Genomic DNA, 21,266 nt, shown 5'->3' with positions numbered 1-21,266 from the left:
TCTATGATAATATCTAATTGAAAGTTAATGCAATAAATTAAGCTGGTTTATCCGTGTTTTCCTGAGTGGATATTTTTTTGTCTTCCGCTTGCTCATTATTGGTTTCAGCGAAGTGATCATTATATCCATAGGTAATGTGGGAAGGCTCTTCCCCATAATCTAATTGCTTATTTGGGTTATGTTCGACAACCCCAGCTGGAGTTGTAAATTCATATTTCTTTTTTGGTTGCTCTGTATCTGAATTTTCTGCAACATCTTGTGGTTTTATATCCTGTTCATATTCGGCTTGGGCCTGTTGCTCCGCGGTCTTTACTTCATTGGGAACGGCCTCTTCCTTTACATCGGTTTTAATATCTATATCTTTTTCGAAATTGTTGATTTGATCTGAAATTTCACGTTTGATACCTTCGGATGCGTCTTTGAATTCACGTATCCCTCTTCCTAAACCTCTCGCCAATTCAGGAAGCTTCTTACCTCCAAAAAGTAACAAGATTGCAAACACGATTAAGATCATCTCTTGTGTTCCAATGTTTAGAAATGTTATTACTGGATTGTACATACTCTTTTCCTCTTCTTTTAATTACTTACTGAATGCTAAGTTACATTAATATTTTAATAGTTCTTAGCCTGAAAAGTAAATTTAAGATAATTTTGAGCTATTTGAAACATAAAAATTACTTAACAAAGAGGCTTATTTAGTGGCGGAATTTTGTTTTATTTTTGCTAAAAAAATTATAATATGACGATAGGGTAGAAATATCTTTGTATTTTTGTGCCTATTTTTTTGAGAAATTGATCGTGATGGGAAAATTCAAAACATTCAAGCCGTATTATAAAAGTACGATGGTCCTAGCTGGGCCAGTAGTCATCTCCCAATTGGGACATACCTTAGTACATACTGCGGATAGTGTCATTGTGGGTCATTTTGCTGGTACAATTCCATTAGCAGCAGTATCATTGGTTAATGCCGTTTTTATGATCGTCATGGTCATAGGGTTGGGAATTGCCTACGGTATAACGCCATTGATAGCACAGGAGAATGGTCGTGATAATAAAAAGGAGTGTGCTATCTTATTGTCAAACAGTTTTTGGCTAAATATCATAGCTGGCCTATTGTTATTTTGTTTGGTCTATTTCGGCTCGATGCTAGCGATTGATCACCTGAATCAGGATCCCGCTGTTGTGAAAGAAGCAAAACCCTATTTGTTTATTTTAAGTTTGTCTATGCTCCCGTTGATGGTGTTCAGCACGTTTAAACAATTTGCCGAAGGCTTAGGGTTTACAAAACAAGCGATGAACGTAACTATTTGGGGGAATATACTGAATATTATATTGGCAATCGTTTTTGTGAAGGGTATGTTTGGAATAAATCCAATGGGTGTAAAAGGGGTGGGATATAGCACATTGATTGACCGGGTGTTAATGATGACGGTAATGATGTCTTATGTTTTACGTTCACAAAAATTTAAAGCGTATATTCAATATTTTAAGATAACGGTCATTGACTATCTTCGGTTAGTCAAGATACTACGGATCGGGGCTCCTGTGGCGATGCAGTATGTTTTTGAAATAGGTGCTTTTGCTGGAGCATCATTGTTAGCCGGAACCATTAGTGCCACGGCCCAGGCATCACATCAGGTCGCTATTCAGCTGGCGGCAATGACCTATATGATGGCCAGTGGAATCGCGGCGGCGGCAACAATCAAGGTAGGTAACAGTTATGGAAATAGAAATTTATTTCGTTTGGAACGTTTTGCGCTTACATCTTATCAGCTAGTTTTAGTTTTTATGGCCATTACTGCCGCATTGTTCGCGTTGTTCAATAATTACCTGCCTTATATCTTTACTTCTGATCATGCGGTGGTCGTTATTGCTTCTCAACTGTTGATTATTGCAGGACTTTTTCAGCTATTTGATGGCACACAGGTGGTTGGTCTAGGTGTATTGCGTGGAATGGGAGATGTTAATATCCCAACGATTATTACTTTCGTTGCTTATTGGATTATTGGTCTGCCAAGTGGTTATGTGATGGGGGTATTATTTGATTGGGGAATAAAAGGTATCTGGTATGGACTCACCTTGGGGCTGCTGACTTCTTCCTTGCTACTTTATCTGCGATTCCAATTGGTAATTAAGAAAAAGAAACTGCAGTTTGAGAAGAGTATTTTTTAAATCATTAAACATTCAAGGCTCCATATGGAGCCTTGAATGTTTAATGATTTAATTTCTGCGGAGAACCTAAATGACCCTATTGCTGTCCCAGTTTTCAAGGTAATCAGCGACCCGTTTTAAGAAAGTACCACCTAATGCGCCGTCAATAGCACGATGATCATAGGAAAGGGATAGATACATCATATGCCTTATTCCAATCATATCTCCATATTCTGTTTCAATGACAGCAGGCTTTTTTGTTATCGCACCAACAGCCAATATTGCGGCCTGTGGTTGATTTATAATAGGTGTCCCCATGATATTGCCGAAAGCCCCGATGTTGGTGAATGTAAATGTGCCATCTTGTGTGTCGTCGGGCTTAAGTTTATTGGCCCGTGACCGTTGCGCAAGGTCGTTGACTGTTTTGCTTAGGCCAACTAGGCTCAATTGGTCCGCATTTTTTATCACTGGAACAATAAGATTCCCATTCGGCAATGCCGCAGCCATACCGATATTGATATTCCTCTTTTTAATGATGTTGTAACCATCGATGGATATATTTACCAAAGGAAAATCTTTGAGTGCCTTGCTGATTGCTTCAATAAATAGTGGTGTAAAAGTGATGTTTTCACCTTCACGCTGTTTGTAGGCATCTTTTACTTTGTTGCGCCATAGCACAAGGTTGGTGACATCTGCTTCCACAAAGGAGCAGACATGGGGTGAAATTTGAACACTTTTAACCATATGGTCAGAAATTAATCGCCTCATACGGTCCATTTCTATAATTTCATCAGTGCCATATGTGGCTGGTGAAGTCACTGGAGGTTGAGGGGCTTGGGAAGTTTCATTTTCCAATGTTGTGTTTTCGACAGAAGCCATTACATCTTTTTTGGTGGTTAAATTCCGATTGGCGACATAGGAAAGAATATCTTCTTTGGTGACTCTACCTTCGGCCCCCGTACCCTGAATCTGATCGAGTTCCTCGGGAGATAGCCCCTCATGACGGGCGATGTTTTTTACCAACGGAGAATAGAAACGATTGGTACTATCGTTAAAAGTGTTATGCGCATTGTCTGTGTCTGACAAATCCACAAGTTGAGCCACACCAGGTATATCTAAATCCAATGTTTCATTTGAGGGTACACTTTGATCGAAAGAAGTTTCCTGTGATTGTGAGGAGAAGTCATTAGATTCAGCATCTCCTTCTATTTCTATAATAGCAATGACCTCGCCAACCTGGACGGTCTGATCGGCCGCATATAATTGTTCTTTTAAAATTCCCTTAACTGGGGCTGGTACTTCTGAATCAACTTTGTCCGTTGCAATTTCCAATAAAGTGTCATCTTCTTCAATCATATCGCCAGGTTGTTTCAACCATTTGGTAATTGTTGCTTCTGATACACTTTCTCCCATTTTAGGGAGTAAAAGTTTATATAGAGCCATAATTTTTAGCAATCTCGTTATAGAAAAACGAAGTTAATTAAATTGTGGTTTATTTTTATCAATTTAAAATATTATTCCATAAAAAACGATTTTATTGAAATATTATTTTATTTAAAATCATTTTCTTCTTTTAAAAGTAGTTTCCAAAGAAGGAGCAGAGCATTCATGCGGGTACGTTCGATATTTATGGTGCGATCATTATCAAACTGAAATTTCCTGGTTATATTTTCTTTTTTTCCCGCCACGGCTATCCAAACAGTTCCTACCGGTTTTTCGATAGATCCTCCACCTGGACCGGCAATTCCTGTAGTTGCGATCGCATAATCGGCCTGGTATTTTTCTTTAGCCCCTGTTACCATTTCAATAGCGGTCTGCTCACTAACAGCACCATATTGATCTAAGGTCTCTATCTTCACACCCAATAATTGTTGTTTTAATCTGTTAGAATAAGGAATGGTACCGCCGATGAATACTTTACTACTTCCTGGAACAGCAGTTAATGAAGCTGCTAAACTTCCGCCTGTGCAACTTTCAGCAGTAGTCAGCGTGATTCCTTTCTGCGCAAACAGCTTTATTAAAAAAGGTTCGATGCTTGTATCATAATCGGCAATGATGTAGCTCTTTAAACGGTGCAGCAGCTTAGTTTTAAAGAGCGCAACCTGTTGCGTGATGTCTGATTTATTTTTACTTTTTCCAGAAAGCCGTAAACGGATAAAGGCCAGTGTTGGCAGATAAGCCAATTTGATATTCGGGGGCAGTTCAGATTCGATGTCTTTGATTTCTTCTGCAAGATATGATTCGCCAATACCGCCAACTAATATAGTTTCATGGCATATAAAAGTTTCCGTCGCTTGGTTTTCTATTAAAGGAAAGACATGCTTTTCCATAATATGTTTCATCTCAAAAGGGACACCAGGCATAAAGATGAACTGTTGTTCTCCTTGATTGACCAGCATACCTGGGGCCGTACCATAAGCATTAAATAACACGGTGGAATTTGCAAGCACGTCTGCCTGCTGGCGATTTATCTCTAACATTTCTAAATGGCGGGATTCAAAAATATCAGTTACATGTTGGAGGACTTGTTCATTTCGGGTTAGGGTGGTGCCAAAGAATTTTGCAGCTGTCTTTTTCGTGACATCATCTTTGGTCGGGCCAAGTCCTCCAGTAATCAGAATGAGGTTAGCTTGTACTGATGCACGTTTCAAGGTGTCCAAGATAGCTTCTTCAGTATCTGGTATAGAGGTCATCTGAACGACATCTATTTCGAACTGACGTAATTGTTGTGCAATCCAGCTTGAATTAGTATCGATAATCTGACCTATGAGAATCTCATCCCCAATGGTTATAATCTCTGCTTTCATGGCATAAACTTACATAAAATTGTGTGTCAGCGAAACTATAAAATCTATTTTTGATAGCAAATAAATAAGAATATTGCATTATTGATCTCAAGGATATAAACATGCAAAAAGTGTGTGAGAAATAAAAAGGCAGTTATTTTAAAAATAACTGCCACCTGAACTTGCTCTTTTGGTCAATTTAAGATCTTGTAAGATTGATGCTTTTGCCCGAATGGTAACATTATAACTTCGATACCGCCCAAAAGGCATCCAGCCAAAGGACATATCCCAACAATGTAGATCCCTATAAATATTGAATGAAGTCATGACGACCTCTTTTTGTTTGAAATCATAGCCAGATTGAAAAGTAACTTTCCATTTAGGGGTGACACTGAAATCCCCATGTAAATTTAAGGTACTGGTGATCTGGTTGTCCATTCGTCGTGTACTCGAGTTAAAAAACTTGGACATATTAAAGCTAAATGACGCCGCAAGATTCCAAGGAATATTAAAATCAACAAATGCGTTTGGGTCGGAACTAATTCTGGATAGGGCCTGAGCCTGCTCTGGAGTCATTCCGCCTCCCATCTGTTTTCTCAACGAATCGATGTTATCGTTGCGTGATCGGGCAGCTTTCGGATTTAAGCTGTAGTCGAAGGATAGTCCAAAATTGGTCAAGCGGGCCAAGCTTCCATCTTTGATTGCATACCTATTGACCCGGACCCCATTTTCATTGACAGCGTAGGGGTCAAATGTACCATTGAAGTTGACGTTCATCTTTTGATCGAAAAAGGCGGTCCGACCAGAAAAAGTAATTGGCGATAATTTCAAGGAGTCGGCAACAAAATTATAATTTCCGCTAAAGGTTAAACCCTGTAAGATTGGAATTTTCTTGAAACCACCGTCCGTAGTATCTGATTTACTTTTTACTTTTGCTTCAATGTTATTATCAATCGTAAAACCTATACCTGCGGACCTCCCAGCAGATGGTGAACCATAGACCCCTTGGTTGAAGATTGAATAGACATTTTGGTTTCCATACTGATCTGTATAGTGCTGATAAAAACCATATTTAGGGTCAGAAAAGTCAGGTCTGTAGTTGAAGTTGATGGATGGTGTGACGACATGTCTAATAGCCTGAATTTTTCCAATCTTTGGATACATACCATATATCTTGGTTGAAAGACCTGTAGATACTGAATAATCATAAGCACGATTAAAGCCTTGCAATGTATCAAGGCGTTGGATATAACCTGCAGGTGTATTATCAATACGTTGTCTTGTACTTTGTAAATACCAACGTTCAGTATAATTTACGCTTGTATTGAACTGAAAATATTTAAATGCATTCAACGAGAGGCTAATGGGAATGTTATGCTGGAATCCGTTCTGGAATTTTTTGAAGCCCCCTGGTTTGAAAAGCAATGTATCGATGGTATTCACAGAATTTTGGGCCTGAAAACTATACCCTACATTGATACGTTGATACCATTTTTGTTCGCCAACACGGTCTTTGCTGTCAAAAGGGTTAAAAGAAGATACGTTTAAACTGATATTTGGTAAACTTAACTGAATGCTTCGAGATGCCATATCTTGGTTATGGGTTAAGCTGGCTGTTAGATTTACTTTACCATCAGCGAAGACTTTACCATAACTGATGGAAGATCCCATTCTATTCCGGGCCAAATTATCATAAGTATTTGCAGCACTTCCTGTTGCTGTGTTTTGGAAGAAGGAAGCTGTACCGAAATTTACGCTAGCTGAAAATGACGTCCCTGGATTGGCTTCTTGCCGTTGGGTGTGATTCCAAGTGACATTAAAATCCTTATTGGCGCCATAATTGTCAGTCCCTTCCACACCTACTTTAGTATTGGCATAACGGATATTAAAACCGCCATTATATTTGTAGTTAACAGTGTATCGCGTGTTAATAGAAGCTTCCCATGAGCCTTTTGAATATAATGAACCTCTAATTTCACTATCCCAATAATCGTTGAATGCTAAGTACCACCCAATATCACGCATCGAAAATCCTCTGGTATAATCCTCTCCGAAAGACGGAAAAAGAAATCCTGACGCTCGTTTATCTGGTTTTGGGAAAAAAGCAAAGGGAAAAGCTACAGGCATAGGCACACCCATTACCACCAAATATGCTGGACCAGAGATAATCTGATTTTTGGTTACGATCCCTTTGGTAATATGTATCCCAAAATGTGTATGAGGTTCAGGCAGGTTACATGTACTATAAAGGCCTTTGTAAATAGACATTTCATCGTAGATGTTTTTTCGGACGATATTCGCCTGAATGAATCCTCCATCGACTTCGGTCATAATACCATAGGTGTTTCCTTCCTGTTTCTCATAGTCATAATAAAGTGAATCTACTGTTTTTGGCGATTCACCATTCCCCATGATCACGATGGGGCGGCCCACATATTTGCCAGTTTTATCATAGATCCCTGATGCAAAAATCTGCTTTTTGTTTCGATCCAGTCGGATATAGTCAGCTGAAAGTTCAAAGTCCTGATATTTTACTTTGGCGCCGCGATATAAGTGGCTGATATTTTTGGCTACCTCAGATTTTTGAGAGTCGACTGCTATAATGCTGACTTCTGCCTGCAACCCACCGCTTTTTTTCTTGGTTGTATCGGACAGTGATTTGGTAGAATCAGCAGCCTTCGTTTTGCTGGTATCTTGTAGTCTTTGGGACGCTGAGGTTGGATCTTTGCTTTGAAGTCCGTTCTGTTTTAATGGAATATTGCTCTGAGCAAAACTTGAGTTGCTCAGAGCAAGAATGATAAATAGTGTTAAAATGTTGATTAACGACTTCAAAATTAAAGACAAATGTTATTTTTGTGAAATAATGTTAAACTTCGAGAGACAAAATTAGTCAAAAAACAAATAGAAAATATGTTAAATATCGTTATCTATTAAAGAAATAATATTGACTCATTTTGTTTTGTTTATAGTAGCGCAAATAATTATTCAATGAAATCAGATTTAAGAATTAGAAAATGGTGTAGCGTGATGTTAGCTACCTTGGGATTTTTTTTATTGAATTCTTTCAAACTAAACAATGGGGAACCCAACCCTCCAGACTATCAAATTAAAACCATTGTTATCGATGCTGGCCATGGCGGAAAGGATACAGGGGCACGCGGTAGGAGATCTCTGGAAAAAAATGTGGCGTTGGACGTAGCGTTGAAACTTGGTAGACAGATTCAAAAAGATATTCCTGGCGTGAAGATTATCTATACGCGAACTACAGACGAATTTGTTGAGCTTTATAAACGAATACGTTTGGCCAATGCGAATAAAGCGGATCTTTTTATTTCTATTCACTGTAATTCCAGCGGTGCAAGTGCGCATGGGACAGAAACCTTGGTCTCTGGTTCTCATCGCTTGGGACAACAAGATGCCGCTGTTCGTGAAAATGCTTCATTATTGTTGGAGTCAAATTATAAAGAAAATTATCAAGGTTTCGACCCCAAGGATCCCGAAAGTGCAATTATTTTCTCTTTGATGAAAAACAGATTCCGTGAAAAAAGTATCCGTTTAGCCCAAATGATTGAAGGAGAGTATGTAAAGGCAGGTAGATATAGTCGAGGATTCTGGGAAAAGGGATTAGCTGTATTGGCAGAAGCAGGGATGCCCGCGGTATTGACTGAAATAGGTTTTATTAGTAATAGGGAAGAAGAAAGCTATTTATTGTCGGAGAGAGGCCAACAAGAGGTTGTTAATAATCTGGTTTCAGCTATAAAAATTTATAAAAATTCTGTTGAACGCTAAACAGATTTGCTTTTGTGCTGTTTTAAACTTAAATTAATGATTGATTACAAAACAGATTATTTGTGAAAATATCAAACGAAACAAAAGTCGGCATATTAGCAACCGTTGCGATCGTTTTATTATTTATTGGATATAGCTTTCTGAAGGGAAATGATGTGTTCAGTAGTGATAATACATTCTATACAACCTATGATACCGTAGATGGTTTGACCCCATCAAAGCCCGTTTTGGTGAATGGATATCAGATTGGGCGTGTGTCTAAAATGATTTTACAACCTGATGGCAAAATTAAAACCGAATTCAAAATCAATTCACGTTATGATGTCCCAAAAAATACCATAGCACGTATTTCAAGTACAGATTTACTAGGAAGTAAGGCCATTGTTTTCGATATGGGAAATAGTACTGAAATGGCTGAGGATGGCGCTTTTTTGACTTCTGGTGTTCAGGCTAATATTATGGATAAGGTGGAGCCGATCCAAAAACGTATTGAAACCATCACTATCAAATTAGATTCTACGCTTTCAGTCGTAAATACGGTGCTTGATAAACAATTTCAGGACGATTTTAAAAACAGCATTCACAGTATTTCTACATCGTTAAAAAATGTGGAAGGTATTACAAAAGATGTGGAAGGTATTACAAAAGATGTGGAAGGATTGGTTGGAAACGAGAAAGGAAGATTGAATCGGATTATGGCAAATTTGGAATCCATCTCGTCCAATTTCGCACAGAATGGAGAAAAGATCAATACCATTATGGCGAATCTCAGTAATATCACAGATAAAGCTGCACGTTTGGATTTTGAACAAACTATTCAAAAGGTGAATGCAACGATGTCTGACTTTCAGGGTATCACAAATAAGATCAATAGTGGAAAAGGTTCAATAGGTTTACTGCTAAACGATGATGAATTGTATAACAATCTTAATAATGCTTCGAAAGAAATGGATAATTTGATGAAGGATGTAAAAGAGCAACCAGGGAAATATATCAAACTTTCCATTTTCGGAAAGAAAAGCGAAAAATAGCATATCTCGTTTGTCGCCAGTGATAGCATAAAACAAAAAAGGCCTGACAATTGTCAGGCCTTTTTTGTTTTATAATGTTTCGTTTAGCCAGGTGAAAAATTCCCTTTGCCATACTTGTGCATTCTGACCTGATAGGACCCAATGATTTTCGTCAGGGAGATAAACAAGACGGCTTTTGATCTTTTTCAATTGAGCGAGCTGAAAAGCTGCCAATCCCTGACCGATTGGAACACGGTAGTCTCGTCCTCCTTGGAAGATTAAAATTGGCGTATTCCAGTTGTTCGCTTTTTCTATAGGGTTGAACTGGGTGTACGATTTTTCGTTTTTGCTCTCCCAGTAGGGACCACCCAATTCATGGTTGGCAAAAAATAATTCTTCGGTTGTACCGTACCAGCTTTTCATATCAAAGAGTCCATTATGGGCAATAAAAGTCTTAAAGCGATTTTGATGTACTCCAGCCAATTGGTATACCGAATAACCGCCATAACTTGCTCCTATTGCTGCTCGGCGTGTTGTATCCACATAAGCTTCCTTTGAGATATCATCAATTGCTGCTAAATAGTCCCGAATCGGCTGACCGCCCCAGTCCTGCGAAATGGCTTCATTCCATTTGACTCCCCACCCGGGCATTCCTCTTCGGTTCGGAGCAATGACAATGTAGCCCTGTGACGCAATCAGTTGGAGGTTCCAACGAAAGGAATAAAATTGTGTCAGTGCCGACTGGGGGCCACCTTCACAGTAGAGTATGGTAGGGTATTTTTTTGCAGGGTCAAAGTTTGGTGGATAAATGACCCATGAAAATAAATCAGCACCATCGGAAGCTTTTGTCACTCGGCTCTCAATTTTATTGTCAGCGATTTTAGCATACTTGGTATCATTGACTTTAGTAAGAGGGGTGAGGGATTTGTTTTTCAGGTCGAAACTGTAGATTTCAGTAGCACGTGTAAACTTAGTCAATGTGACGATAAGCTTATTGTCCGTCTGACCTACGATTCCAGTAATATCAAAATCACCAGATGAGATTTGTTGGATTTTAGGAAGGCTTTTTGATTTGATATTGGTCGGCACTTCAAGCTCAAATAACTGCACTGTACCTTTAGTGGCTGCCGTAAAGTAAATTTTTCGATTGTCTTTACTCCAGTTAAAATTATTGACCGTCCCATCCCAATGAGCAGTTAAGTTGAATCGGATAGAACTGTTTTTATCAAACAAGATGATATCATTCTTATCAGATTCGTAACCGTCTGTTTTCATGCTGAGCCAGGTTAAACTTTTCCCATCAGGGGAATAGCTTGGTGCATTATCATAACCATTCATTCCTTCAGTAAGATTGGTTGTTATACCTGTTGCAACATCATAGCGGTAAATGTCGGTATTGGTGCTAACGGCATAATCTGTGCCGAATTTTTTCTTACAAACATATAGCACAGCTTTGCTGTCTGGCGACCAAATAAAGTCTTCTGTTCCACCAAAGGGAGCTTGGGGGCTATAATAAGCCTGATCTTTCAGCAAATCAACAGGTTCACCTATTTTGCCACCACTGAAACTGGCAATAAACGGATGATTGAATTTTCCATCGTTGAAAGTATCCCAATGCCGGTAATCTAAGTTGTCATAAATATAGGCGTCCGATTTTGGTAATTCAGGGTACTTATCTTTACTATGGTATTTTTTGACTAATACAGGCTGGCTGAATAGGATGTATGAACCATCAGGTGAGAACTTAACGTTCTCCAGTGTCATTTCGCCACTTGTCAATTGGATTGCCTTGCCACTTGCAAGATTTTTTTGCCATAATTGGCCTTTCAGCAAATAAATCACATCGCCATTTGGATTTATCTGAACAACGGTTTCACCACCTTTTTGATCAGTAAATGGTACTGCTTCTCCTTTCTCCAATGAAACGGTATATAGATTCTTTTCACTGGCATTATTTTCTAAATTATAATTGGAAACACCATATACCAATGTTTTGCCATCGGCAGAAAGTCCTTCGGCCGAAACACGTCCAAGATCCCAAAGCCCACTTGCTGTGATGGGCTGCTGGGTTTCCGCTACAATGGTCTTGTTTTTTTTATCTCTGCTTTCTTGCGCATTGCTGAGGTTGCATGCCATAATCGCTAATGTAAGTATTGTAAGTTTTTTCATATCTGTACTGCTGAAAAATATCCCGCAAGTTACAGATTTTGACAATAAAAGCTAAGCGAAGAAAAAAAATAGCCATCCAAATGTAAATTGGATGACTACTTGCCATGTTTTGAACTACTTTTTGATCAATATCTGAATAAGTACCCAGTAAATTTTAACATGCTGTTTACTGATCGGTATGGCTATTGTCAAATTGGTACCAGTTGATTTTTGTAGAAACGCGCATAAGGATGGCCAGGATGATGAAAATACCAATTGTTCCAGTTATAAGTGAATAATCTCTAAGTTGCATGAGTATATAAATAAACAGATAAAAAATGGCTAAAATGGAGCTGAGCAATATCGCTGATTTTCTATTTTTTGTAATGGATTTGATAAAACTTCCTATGAGTATGACTGTGGCAATTGCAGCAATTAAGTAAGCAAAGTTAAATCCAATATGCTCTGCCAGGGCCAATAGGAGTGTGTAAAAAAGAACCATTGCTGCACCTATTAGGATATATTGGATGATGTGGATTCGTTTCTTTCTGAGAACTTCGGTAAATAGCAGAGAAGTAAAGGTCAGAATGATAATTAAAATGCCATATTTTACAACTCTGGTTGTTTTCTGATAGTTGTTGACATCTGGTAGAAAATGAATTGTAATCATATCCGTATTATTTAGCTGATTATCTGTTGACGGACTAGCAGGAGCTTGAGCCGTGTTTTGTTCATCGTCTCCATCATCGTCTTTTAGATTAAAATGGTATAGGGGATGGATATCACCTGTCCATTGCTCGGGAAGTTTTCGATTAAAGGATGGAATTTCCCAGGATGCCGTAAAGTCAGATGTCCCTATATTCCGCTGAGTTGGTAAAAATGCACCATTAAAGCTTGGATTGGCCCAGATCCCTTTTGCCAAAATATTGGTCTGATCGCCAAGAGGGAGGAAGTTCAATGATTTGGAACCTTTCAAATTTAGCCTGATCTTGAAGTGATATTCATTGTGCTCAGGTGACAATGGAATGGGACAGACTAAATTTTGGTTGAACAATTTGAGGTTATTCAAGTCAGGGTCAAAGGTAAACTCGTTTCCTTCCCAGTTGAGTGTAGGGCGCTTACCTAATCCCTTAAAATCTTGAATGCCAAAAACAAGCCTGCTATTCTTCCAGTCGACCTGTTCATTTGGGATATCCAGTTTTCTGAGTTCAATTTTACCAAAGCCCCCATTTAATGCAATATCACTAGTATAAACAACGGAATTATAAATACCCCTGGAAAGGTGTTGCGGAGCAATATCTGTGGTGATATTAGCTGTTTTGGGTAAGACAAATATCCACTTTGTCTCTTGATATTCGCGGTTGACTGATTGTTGATTTTCCCCGGTCGGTTTCTGAACTGTTTTTTGGTAAGGGATGGCCAAAATAGGGCCAGAGACAACCTGGTCCCGCCCCCAGGTGAGCGCAATCTCATTGGTGACTTCTTGTTCCCGTGTCTTTCGTTCCTCAATTAAATCACGTATTAATGCTAACGGAATTAACAATATTAAAGATAGAAATAAAATGACACACAATTTTAGGACGGTAGAATTGCTTATTTTGTCAAATAGAGAATATTGTTCTCTGGCAAATGAGTTGTTGTTATTCATGATTTCAGTTATTTAAATTTATTTCGGTGTTTTTGCTGTATAACATAATTTGCAGTTCGGTGAGTTGATAATGAAGGATTTCTTTGAAATCTATATGGTGAAACTTTTGAAGGGATTTCCCTTTTTGAAAAGCTCTTTTATAATCATGGACATATTCTGGAAATAAGATGCCACCGATGATAATTATCCCAATGAGATAAAGACTGATCTTTCCATTGCCTAATAATAAATATTGCATAGCAATTTCATCCTGAATCTGTGTCCCAGTCTCGGTCAGAATATGGAAGACATCATGGTTCTCCAGTTTGGGCATCACATCAAATCCTTTGCTCTGATAAAAAAGTCCCAGTCCATGGCCAATGCTACCAACTGGATAGGATAAGAAATCCTTTTTGCTGATTTCCCAAGCCTTTTTGTGTCCTTTAAAGACTAAGGTGTATATCCGTGATGACCAATTGTAGAGATGCAACATTAATCTTAATCTAATTTCCTTCATGTTTTTGTTTAAAAGTACTTTGAATTTCAAAGTATTTATGTAAAAAAATTATTTATACTGATGCTTTATTAAATTTTCTAGTGCTATTAGGTGATTTTCAAAGGCTTTTAACCCTTTTGAGGTTCTTTTATATTTTGTGTTTGGTTTGCGGTCAACAAAACTTTTTTCCACAATAATATATTCCTCCTTTTCCAATGTTTTTAGGTTAGAAGCGAGGTTGCCATCTGTCACGTCCAATAATTCTTTGAGTGAATTGAAATCGTATTCTTTATTAGCGGCAAGGACACTCATAATCTGAAGGCGAACTCTGTTTTCGAATATTTTGTCATATAAAGAAAGATCTAATTTCACGATTCGTACTTTTTGTAAACAATAAAACCATAGACAACATGCAGCACTCCAAACCCTAGTCCCCATAATAATAATCCCTGATTGGGAGAGTATACTGCAACCAGACCCAAACAGATCTCAAAAATACCCAACCATTTGACCTCCGTAAAGGTATAGATGCTGCCTGCAGTCAAAGCCAGTCCATAAAAAATAAGGAGCATGGCGGCAATCATGTGGTAATGTCCTTGAGCAGTAAGCATCAAAGCTAATACTCCTCCCGTTACCAAGGGAATTGAAACGGCAAATAAAAGGGATTTGCTTGTAATATTCCAAATCGGCTGATTATTTTTCTTTGCTTTTTTTCGAGCCATAAGCCAGCCGGTCAATAGCGAGAGGACCAAAATAGAAATGGCTAATACAATGAATAAGAAAAGAACACTCATATTACCGACAACTTGATCCATCGATGTTGTTGTGCTGGATATAATATAGGATCCGACTCCAGTTCCTATCAGTGCATAGCATCCAATGAGTACACCTGATAGCCCGCTTATCGAAACGAATTTGGATGATTTCTCCATCAATGCCCTGATTTGTCCAAGTTCTCTAAATAAATCTTTTTGTTCCATAAAAGTACTTTGATATTCAAAGTAAATGAATAATAATGAATTATGCAAGTGTTAAAAAAAACAAAGAAAAAAAATAAAAAAAAGAGTAGAAAATACTTGCAAGATATAGGTTTGGTTTCTATCTTTGTGGCACAAAAGAAATCCTAATGCGGAAGTGGCGTAATTGGTAGCCGCACCAGACTTAGGATCTGGCGCCGCAAGGCGTGGGGGTTCGAGTCCCTTCTTCCGCACTTGATGTCCTCCCGAACTTAAAACCTCGGGAGGATTTTTTTATGAATGCGATATAGCTAAAAACAGTATGAATATTTCACACGAGAATGTAGATGCAATCAATGCGGTAATCAATGTCGCATTAGCACCTGAAGATTATAATCCTCAAGTAGACAAAGAGATTAAAGCGCAAGCTAAAAAGGCAAAATTACCAGGTTTCCGTCCAGGTCAAGTTCCGGCAGGGCACATTAGACGTACATATGGTAAATCTATTTTATTTGACGAGATCAATAAATTAGTGAATGATAAAATCACAAATTATATTGCTGAGAATAAATTAGAAGTTTTGGGCCAGCCACTTCCTTTGGAAGATGACGCACAGTACAGCTGGGATTATAAAGACAATTTCAACTTTAAATATGAAATTGGTTTGGCCCCAGCCTTTGAATTGCCTTTTACAGGTGAGACAGAATTTACTTCTTACGAGATCAAAGCAGATGAAGAAACTCTGAAGGATCGTATCAAGAACTTACGTCGTAGTTACGGAAAGATGACCAACCCGGAGGTATCTGAGGAAGGAGATGTATTGTACGCAACATTAAAGCAAGATAAAGAAGAAGGTCTGGAAAAAACAACCTCCATCCGTACAGATATTGTTGAAGATGCTAAAATCAAAAAATCATTGGTCGGTCTTAAAAAAGATGATACAGTGAAAATAGATGTTAAAAAAGCATTCAAAGTCGAAGATCTAGCACGTATCTTAGGTATTACTGAAGAAGAAGTTGCCGCGTTAGATGTAACTAAATTCGAACTTACAGTTAAAAATATCAATCGTTTAGAAGAAGCTGATCTTAATCAGGAATTTTTCGATAAATTGTTTACTGAAGGTGAAGTAACTGAAGAGGCACAATTCACTGAAAAAGTAAAAGAAGAAGTTGAAAATTTGTTTAAGCAAAACTCAGATCAAAAATTACGTAACGATATGTATACTTTTGGTATGGACAAAGTTGATGTAACTTTCCCTGAGGAATTCTTAAAGAGATGGTTAAAAGCAACAAACCCTAGCATTTCTGAAGAAGAATTGAATGAAGGTTTTGCAGATTTCTTGAACAATTTGAAATGGACGATCATTGAGAACCGTGTAGTGACTGAAAATGGTCTTGAAGTTAAATATGATGAAGTAATTAATTTGGCAAAAGAGCGTATCTATGCTCAAATTAAAATGTATAACATCAATGAGGAGCCTTCTGACGAACAATTGAACCAATTTGCAGTTCAACTGTTACAAGACAGAGAACAAGGTAACCGTTTGTTCGAAGAAGCTAAAGCTTTAAAAGTATTCGACCACTTAAAAGGTTTAGTCAAATTGAATGCTAACGAAATTGAATATAAAGAATTTGAAAAACTAGCTTAAGCAACTTTTTCAACAGCTTACAAAAGGCCCTCTCAAAACTATTGGAGGGCCTTTTTTATGTCGTCATTTGCTTCATGGTTCTTTGACAAACTCGCAGCGATTTATGAGATCGTTTATTTGGGGCTTATTGTTAGATGGATAGGGACTGCTCAGTTTTGTCGCATATTAACAATATATAATTATTTCTCTTGATAGGACAGGCTGCTGACAATAGGGGTGTTCTTTCAGGTGCCTAATTGGACTTATTCTTCTTGCCATCATCCTGAGCTTCGGGCGCTTGGATAGTCTTTTTTCCAAAGGGAAAGAGCCTTTTTAGGAATTCTGAAAAGGTATTGAATTCTTGCCGATAGAGTAATCCAAAAGCACTGATGTATTCTCCATCATTTGGGCTAAGTAGAAAATTACGTGTATTCAGACGGTTGGATGCTCTCAGCACGAGGCGCCCATCTTTTCGTAAATAGAACAATGCCTCTGCATCCGTTGAGACTCGATCGGAAAATACATTTAGGTCTGTTAATGCCTGGTTTCGTCGATCTGATATTCCTCCGGTTAAAACCAGTCGATCATTGAATAGACGAAGTGATGCTGAAGCATCATTTAAGGACTTGATATTGATATCGAAAAAATTGATATTAAGGGACTGTGCAATGATATTGTTGATCTGATTGAACGCAATTTCAGTACCTGCGGAAAGGAGTGTATTGTTTACTTCCTTGCCAAAATCACTTTGCGTGCCTGGAGTGAAACTTCGCCTAACAATGAGGCTGAGGGCCTGCTGATTGACATTGTTGGCATCTGAAAAATAGCCCTGTAATTCATCCTTAACACCGGGATTCTGCGGAAAGTTAATGTCAAAAGTGATATCAGGCTGGCCTAATTGGCCTTTTAAAATCATATCTGCCTGTGCTAATACACGTTCTGGGTTTTCCTCTCTACCAGCAGCATTATATAGTGGCGCTAAACTCGTACGTTGTTGGTATACAGCATTGATATTGATGTTTGCCTCAGCAGGATTACCTGCCCATCGTACCGTGCCACCTTCTTTTAAATCAAAGATCTTATTGATGTAATCCTGTGCTGTAAAGTTGAATTTTCCACTGTTAATAATAAAATCACCAAACATCTCAAAATCACCCAAAGAAGATATCCGCATATTAAGATTGCTATTTCCTTTACCAGATAACTCGCCCATACTGGAGAAAAGGTTTATTTCAGCATTAGGCGTGATCAGCAGGTCCATATTCATTGTCAATCCATTGAAATCCCGTTTCTTTTGGTTCTTTTTGATTTTTGTTGAGTCTTTTTCAATAAAGTAGATGAAGTCGCTATCTGATATTGTGCTTGCATTATTAAATGGAATATTGATGACAGTATTCTCTTCTGATTTAGCGCGTATGTTAATGTTCATGGCTGAGGTGAGGCCCTTGAACTGAAAATTTCCCGACGCATAGGCGGTACCATAATAGATGTTATTGTCTTTTATAGTGGTATTTAATACCATAAAGTTTTTCGCTTCAGCAGTCACATCAATATCCGGATCACTTAATTTATTGAGGTCAACTACACCATCAATAGTGGCGATATTGTTTTTGGGATCATATATTTTAAGACCAGTAAGAAATATCCTATTATTGGTTACATTGATTTCATCTGAGAGGCGGTAAGGCGTTTTTAGATAGTTAATCACCATTGAAGCATTGTCAAGTTTTCCTGAGCCACTGATTTTAGGGTTTAGGACATCACCTTCAATCTTAAGGTCAGCATTGACCTTGCCCTGTATATTGGAAACCAAACTTTTCAAAAATGGTTGGAAGACAAATACGTCCGTATTTACTAATGTCGCTTTCAGATTAAGCTTGTCACGCTCGCTTAAGTGATTGTAGGAACCTCGTAATTGAATCAATTTCTCACCTTCCTCGATTTTGCTGTCAAGCTTTACCAATTGGTTGTCAGGATCATAGTTTGCATTTAATACAAGACTACCGATTGGAATGTTGTTGTATAGAATGGGAGACGTTTTGATGTTGGCAACAATAAATGGTGATTTGAAGATCGAATTAACCTCGATGTTGCCATTAAGGTTACCAGCGAGGTGAATACCATGGGGCTTTGTTATTCCGTTTAGTGATGTGAGGTTGAAATCCTGAAATTTTAAGTTGATCTGGTCGGAAATTTCGTTGGATAATATACCATCAATATGCACCTTCTGCTCTTCATGGCTTAAGGTAAGTTTTTCGAAATACCATTTTCCCTTTGAGATCTTCAGCTGAGCATCATTATTGACGAGCCATTGTTCTTTGTTGATGAGAATATTTGAAGGATAAAAATTAATATACGCAGGTTTTGCATGTGCAAAGCGAATGACACCATTCAAGTCCAAGCTGTTGCTTGCTTCCAGTTCAGACATTTTGATGTTGAATTGTAGGCTGTCATTGACTAAGGTATTTGAGATATTGACATTTTTAATATAGGTACTATCCGTGAAATTAATTTGATCAATGGAAGTCTGCAGTTCCATGTTATTTAGATTGGCATTTTGATCGACTATTAAATGCGTAAGCCTAATGCCATTATACATAAACTCAGGAGCATAAAAATTAAAACTGGCCGTTTGCTTTTCACTGGTAAATTTCGCATTTAATGTTGCTCCACTATCTAGCGCAATATCCTTTCTGAAGAATGTGGCAATGGGTTTAAATGATTTTATATTGACGTTGAGATCAAAATCCTGACGATTAAAAGTACTTTCTTCAAATCCTATAGCTGGAGCATAACGCATTGCTAGAGCCTTGAAATAGGGGATTATCGTATTTAAGTCTATCCGTCCTTTGAGATCAATATGTCCCATATCGGACTGGAAACTTAAGGAACGGTCGGTTTCGTCGCCTTCAGCGAGGAAATTTACATTTTTGACAGCAAATTGTCCTTTGGAAGAAGTAAAGCTGACACTGTCTGATTTAAATTCACCCGTGATATTATTGATATGATCACCTATCAGGCTGGTGTGTAGTTTAGTGTCTATAAGAGTGATGGAATCCGCATGAAATAGGTTTAGTTTTTTTAAATTAGCCTGTTTAATGTCTGCATCTAGATGGTAATTTGGTTGGTCAGACCAATCAATGTCTGTTGCAAATTGTAAATTAAGATTAGGATCGTTAATTGTTCCTGAGCCAATGAACAACTGCCTGTCTGTATTGCCTTTAAGCCGGATATGCCGATAAGAATATTGTTTGAAAAAAAAGTTGGTTAGATCTCCTTCGATATTGAGTTTTAGCTGCTTGGGATCGGTACCCGTACCATCAATTTGTAGGTCAAAATCTGAAGTGCCAAAATCCTTTAGTTTCGAAATTTTCCCTAGATCAAATTTTTTGGCTTGAAATTTTCCACTATATTTAATATCCGTTCGAATATCCAGGGACGCATCTGTTTCGATATTGCCGATAGCAGTACTGAAAATTCCTTTAGCATTAAAGTTGTTGTACCTGCCCTGAAGGTTCCCTTTAAAGGACAATTTATCGAAGGTCTGTACAACGTCAGGGAGTTTAAAGTGTTTGAGATTACCCAAATCACTGATAATTTTATTCAGATCCTTATGGTCGGTCGAAAGGCTTGCATGCGGGATGATAAAGTCTGTTTTGTGAATGTCAGGTAGACCAATGATTTTTAGATCGCCCGCCAATTTGGTGTTTTTACCAATAGTCAAGTTTACTTGTGACGCATTTATTGCGGCAACTGTACCATTTAAATTTGCCTTTTTAATTCTCACGTCAAATTTGACCTGATGCATGGGAGAGGAGAAAAAAGCGATATCTTCGGAATGTATCCGGGTATCCAGAGCTCGAATTTTGACATTAACTTTATGGATGAAGTCTGAGAAATCCTCCAAACTGTTATAACTAAGCTTTAAATAATTTTTGACCGTAGATCGATTGATAGTGAGCATCAGATCGGTAAGTTCGATGTCTTTCTTGCTGATATCTGCACGGGCAAGAAGACCTTTAATCACCAATCCTTTCTTTTCTTGAAGATTGAGCCCTTTTATATCCGCTGAAATTCGGTTGGAATCGATTTTAATATTATCGATATGCGCATTTAAGGCCGAAATACTTAAATTGCCAAAATCGACGACTTTGTCGTAATGCTTTTGTGTATGATTAACATAGTTGAACGAATTATTGTTAATAATAAGTTCTTTAAGATCAAAAATGATTTTCTTCGAACTCTTTTTCTTTTCTTTCTTGGGTGGAGTAAAGTACCGAACTAAAAATGAAATGTTGCTGCTGTCTTTGAATTGTTCGTAATTACTTTCCGTATTTTCAATCTTTAATTTGTTGATAACGATTCTGTTGAGTTCAATGAATTGCGATAGATTGACGCTGGCTTCTATTTTTTCGGATCGTATTATTTTTTTTCCTTGGGGTGTATAAATTTCAAAGCCCTCAATTACAATGGATTTAAAAGGTTTGAAATGGATGCTCCTTAGATTTATTTTGGTATTCAGTTCATTCGACAGATAGTTGATCGCTTTATGTGCGACAAAGTTCTGGACAGGTTTCAATTGTAGAGATAATGCCAGTGCAAGCAGTATAATAAATACACTGCCTATGATAACTGATATTATTTTTATTATTTTTTTGATACTTTTGTATTATAAT

The 21,266-nt window shown here is 37.9% G+C and carries 14 protein-coding genes and 1 tRNA gene; 5 read left to right on the top strand and 10 right to left on the bottom strand.

All coding sequences use genetic code 11. The annotated features are described in order from the left end of the window. Positions 1-37 precede the first annotated feature (37 nt). Complete coding sequence (locus HX021_RS09640; protein ID WP_286590006.1) at positions 38-559, bottom strand: Sec-independent protein translocase subunit TatA/TatB; 522 nt, start codon at positions 557-559, stop codon at positions 38-40. A 242-nt stretch (positions 560-801) separates the two neighbouring features. Here HX021_RS09640 and HX021_RS09635 point away from each other — a divergent pair, with 242 nt between their 5' ends. Then, a complete protein-coding gene (locus HX021_RS09635; protein WP_286590004.1) occupies positions 802-2,172 on the top strand; it encodes an MATE family efflux transporter in 1,371 nt (456 codons plus the stop codon). Positions 2,173-2,238: 66 nt separating this feature from the next. Here HX021_RS09635 and HX021_RS09630 read toward each other — a convergent pair whose 3' ends face one another. The 3 genes from HX021_RS09630 to HX021_RS09620 form a co-directional block, all read right to left on the bottom strand. Further along, complete coding sequence (locus tag HX021_RS09630) at positions 2,239-3,594, bottom strand: dihydrolipoamide acetyltransferase family protein (protein ID WP_286590002.1); 1,356 nt, start codon at positions 3,592-3,594, stop codon at positions 2,239-2,241. 107 nt (positions 3,595-3,701) lie between these two features. After that, positions 3,702-4,958, bottom strand: coding sequence for a competence/damage-inducible protein A (locus HX021_RS09625; RefSeq protein ID WP_286590000.1), 1,257 nt, complete (start codon positions 4,956-4,958; stop codon positions 3,702-3,704). A gap of 138 nt (positions 4,959-5,096) precedes the next feature. Beyond that, positions 5,097-7,769: a putative LPS assembly protein LptD gene (locus HX021_RS09620; RefSeq protein ID WP_286589998.1), complete on the bottom strand. Its 2,673-nt coding sequence runs from the start codon at positions 7,767-7,769 to the stop codon at positions 5,097-5,099. A 156-nt stretch (positions 7,770-7,925) separates the two neighbouring features. Here HX021_RS09620 and HX021_RS09615 point away from each other — a divergent pair, with 156 nt between their 5' ends. Further along, entirely contained in the window at positions 7,926-8,726 is an 801-nt protein-coding gene (locus HX021_RS09615; RefSeq protein WP_286589997.1) for an N-acetylmuramoyl-L-alanine amidase family protein, read from the top strand. Between the two features lie 62 nt (positions 8,727-8,788). Further along, the gene (locus HX021_RS09610; protein ID WP_286589996.1) at positions 8,789-9,757 is read left to right on the top strand and encodes an MlaD family protein; all 969 of its coding nucleotides are present in this window, start codon (positions 8,789-8,791) and stop codon (positions 9,755-9,757) included. Between the two features lie 69 nt (positions 9,758-9,826). On the opposite strand, the gene HX021_RS09605 is transcribed toward HX021_RS09610, so the two are convergent. From HX021_RS09605 to HX021_RS09585, 5 genes are all read right to left on the bottom strand, one after another. Beyond that, positions 9,827-11,905, bottom strand: a complete 2,079-nt coding sequence (locus HX021_RS09605; protein WP_286589994.1) for a S9 family peptidase — start codon at positions 11,903-11,905, stop codon at positions 9,827-9,829. A gap of 166 nt (positions 11,906-12,071) precedes the next feature. Then, on the bottom strand, positions 12,072-13,532 hold the full coding sequence (gene creD / locus HX021_RS09600; protein ID WP_286589992.1) for a cell envelope integrity protein CreD: 1,461 nt from the start codon (positions 13,530-13,532) through the stop codon (positions 12,072-12,074). A 4-nt stretch (positions 13,533-13,536) separates the two neighbouring features. Beyond that, a complete protein-coding gene (locus HX021_RS09595) occupies positions 13,537-14,028 on the bottom strand; it encodes a hypothetical protein (RefSeq protein WP_286589991.1) in 492 nt (163 codons plus the stop codon). A gap of 48 nt (positions 14,029-14,076) precedes the next feature. Next, positions 14,077-14,379, bottom strand: a complete 303-nt coding sequence (locus HX021_RS09590) for a winged helix-turn-helix domain-containing protein (protein ID WP_286589988.1) — start codon at positions 14,377-14,379, stop codon at positions 14,077-14,079. Further along, a complete protein-coding gene (locus HX021_RS09585; RefSeq protein ID WP_286589986.1) occupies positions 14,376-14,987 on the bottom strand; it encodes a hypothetical protein in 612 nt (203 codons plus the stop codon). Before HX021_RS09585 ends, HX021_RS09590 begins: the two co-directional genes overlap by 4 nt. A 148-nt stretch (positions 14,988-15,135) precedes the next feature. Between HX021_RS09585 and HX021_RS09580 the strand changes: the two genes are divergently transcribed. Next, a tRNA-Leu gene (locus HX021_RS09580) sits at positions 15,136-15,217 on the top strand. Between the two features lie 68 nt (positions 15,218-15,285). Beyond that, positions 15,286-16,611 carry a trigger factor gene (locus HX021_RS09575; protein ID WP_286589985.1) on the top strand — a complete coding sequence of 442 codons (1,326 nt, stop codon included), beginning with the start codon at positions 15,286-15,288 and terminating at the stop codon, positions 16,609-16,611. A 232-nt stretch (positions 16,612-16,843) separates the two neighbouring features. Here the strand turns inward: HX021_RS09575 and HX021_RS09570 are convergent, their stop codons facing one another. Next, on the bottom strand, positions 16,844-21,169 hold the full coding sequence (locus HX021_RS09570; RefSeq protein WP_286589983.1) for a translocation/assembly module TamB domain-containing protein: 4,326 nt from the start codon (positions 21,167-21,169) through the stop codon (positions 16,844-16,846). Between the last annotated feature and the right edge of the window lie 97 nt (positions 21,170-21,266).

This window comes from Sphingobacterium sp. N143 (assembly GCF_030325625.1).
In the GTDB taxonomy this organism is placed as follows: Bacteria; Bacteroidota; Bacteroidia; order Sphingobacteriales; family Sphingobacteriaceae; genus Sphingobacterium.
Note: the sequence above shows the minus strand (reverse complement) of the source record. Positions and strands in the feature narration are given on the sequence as shown.